We start from the raw sequence: 1,017 nt of genomic DNA, 5'->3' as shown, positions 1-1,017 counted from the left end.
ATAACTAGAGCGGCACTGATTTCTCCAATTCCAGGAAAGCTAATAAGTAGGTCGAATTCAGGAAGTTTTTTTGCTTCGGTTATCATCTCTCTAGAAATTCGTTCTTTTTCCTCTAATAGGTGAAGGAGCTGTCGTGCATAATACTGTACCTTTTGAGTATGAACGCTACTTTGAGACACGGCTGGATAAGAAGGTTGTGCGTAGTTCATAATGTCTACAGCTTTTTGTTTCGCGTGAGCCTGTGGTATGTTCTTAGTTGTGTGGTTAACTAATAGGTTTTTAATTTTCGTTATGCTAGAGCTGAGAACGAGAGCTGGATGAGGAAACAGCTCAATGAGCGCCAATGCATACGGTGTGAGTCTGCTTGAGAAAAACTGTTCAAGCTCTGGAAAACTCAACTGGAGGGCGTTGTGTAAGTACATGCGCATACGCTTGATCTCCTCTCCCCTTCTATTTCTTGATAAAAGCGTGAGAGATCTCGAAGGTTTTGATAGACGTCAGATTGATGTACTTTTTCTTCTCTCTTGTGAAGGTGATGAGATTGCGCTAATACGCGCGCATCGTGTTTATCCGTTTTCCAACTTCTGAGCGTTCCTTGTTCAAGTTGTTTTTTAGCTGCCAAAGGATTCAATAGACAATAAGGCAACTTATTCTTTTGGCAGAAAGATTCGATTGGTTTGGAGTAAATACCTGTTGATTCGAAAACGACCATCATCTTCCCAGTAAGGCGTTGAATCTTATCAAGTAACTGTTGAAACCCATATTGATTATGAGCGATCTCTCCTTCGTAAATACATGTTTGATCTTGATAAATAACGGCATAGCTTTTCCCTATTGAAACATCTAAGGCCATGATAAACTCCATATTTCCCCCACTTTTCTAAGCTTTGAAAGTTCTTCACTTATTCATTCCGATTCTAATTTCCTATACACGAGCTCTATGGCCCCAACATACTTAAACCTGATTCAAAAATGAAAGTGAAGAAGCCCTGTTTTTTATTCGGATTCGTAATCCCT

Annotated in this window: 1 protein-coding gene and 1 pseudogene; both read right to left on the bottom strand. The window is 39.8% G+C overall.

The features are described from left to right. Positions 1-428, bottom strand: a pseudogene (locus ACERJO_RS20960) (IS110 family RNA-guided transposase); the annotation flags it as partial. Beyond that, complete coding sequence (locus tag ACERJO_RS20955) at positions 395-865, bottom strand: IS110 family transposase (protein WP_373648779.1); 471 nt, start codon at positions 863-865, stop codon at positions 395-397. The gene ACERJO_RS20955 and the pseudogene ACERJO_RS20960, both read right to left, overlap by 34 nt. Positions 866-1,017 lie beyond the last annotated feature (152 nt).

The organism is Halalkalibacter sp. AB-rgal2, from assembly GCF_041821005.1.
In the GTDB taxonomy this organism is placed as follows: Bacteria; Bacillota; Bacilli; order Bacillales; family Bacillaceae_D; genus Halalkalibacter.
The sequence above is the reverse complement of the archived record's forward strand: the minus strand, read 5'-3'. Positions and strand labels throughout refer to the sequence as shown.